Origin of the sequence: Streptomyces odonnellii (assembly GCF_000981895.1) — a bacterium.
GTDB classification, from domain to species: domain Bacteria; phylum Actinomycetota; class Actinomycetes; order Streptomycetales; family Streptomycetaceae; genus Streptomyces; species Streptomyces odonnellii.
In genome coordinates, this window is the sequence record NZ_LATD01000635.1 from 1 (window position 1) to 1,239 (window position 1,239).

Annotated in this window: 1 protein-coding gene; it reads left to right on the forward strand. The window is 72.3% G+C overall.

Annotated features, from left to right (window positions below; all coding sequences use genetic code 11):
• Window positions 1-49: 49 nt before the first annotated feature.
• The gene (locus WH07_RS35850; protein WP_046509478.1) at window positions 50-1,201 is read left to right on the forward strand and encodes an LLM class flavin-dependent oxidoreductase; all 1,152 of its coding nucleotides are present in this window, start codon (window positions 50-52) and stop codon (window positions 1,199-1,201) included.
• Window positions 1,202-1,239 lie beyond the last annotated feature (38 nt).

Sequence of the window (1,239 nt, forward strand, 5' to 3'; positions counted from 1 at the left end):
CCCCCGTCCCCCTCACTCCTCGTCCGGTCACCCACCATCGGAGACACCCGTGAACCTCACCTTCCACTGGTTCCTGCCCACCTACGGGGACAGCCGTCATGTCGTCGGCGGCGGCCACGGTCTTCCGGCCGGCGCGGCCGGCGGACAGCGGCCCGCGACCCTCGGCTATCTCACCCAGATCGCCCGCGCGGCCGAGCAGTTGGGCTTCGAAGGCGCGCTCACCCCGACCGGCGCGTGGTGCGAGGACGCCTGGCTCACCACCGCGATGCTGGCGCGCGAGACCGAACGGCTGAAGTTCCTGGTCGCGTTCCGGCCGGGCATCCTCTCGCCGACCCTGGCGGCGCAGATGGCCGCCACCTTCCAGCGGCACGCACCGGGGCGGCTGCTGCTCAATGTGGTGACCGGCGGTGAGAGCCATGAGCAGCGCGCGTACGGCGACTTCCTGGACAAGGACGCGCGGTACGCCCGTACCGGCGAGTTCCTGGAGGTCGTCCGGGCCCTGTGGCGCGGCGAGTCGGTGACGTTGAAAGGTGAGCACGTCCAGATCGAGGACGCCAAGCTGGCGCGGGTGCCCGATCCGGTGCCGCCCGTCTACTTCGGCGGCTCGTCACCGGCGGCCGGCGAAGTCGCGGCCCGGCACAGCGATGTCTATCTGACCTGGGGCGAACCGCCCGCGCAGGTCGCCGAGAAGATCGCCTGGATCCGTGAACTGGCGGCGCGCGCGGGCCGTTCCGTGCGGTTCGGCATCCGGCTGCATGTCATCACACGCGACACGTCCGCGCAGGCGTGGGCGGAGGCGCAGCGGCTGCTGGACGGTTTCTCCGAGGAGGCGGTACAGGCCGTCCAGGCCGGACTGGCGCGGAGCGAGTCCGAGGGGCAGCGCCGGATGCTCGGTCTGCACGGCGGCAGCACCGCGAATCTGGAGGTCTCGCCGAATCTGTGGGCGGGCATCGGGCTGGTGCGCGGCGGGGCGGGGACGGCTCTGGTCGGCAGCCACGCCGAGGTGGCGGAGCGCATCGGCGAGTATCACCGGCTGGGGATCGACGAGTTCATCATGTCGGGGCATCCGCATGTGGAGGAGGCGTACTGGTTCGGCGAGGGGGTCCTTCCCCTGCTGGCCGACCAGGGGCTGTGGCGGCACCCGGCGGCGGAGGCGGGGGAGCGGCCGGCGACGGCGGAGGTGCCGTTCGTGGGGCGGTGAGGTCCATGGGGCGGTAACGGCGTAAGGGGGCGGTAGGG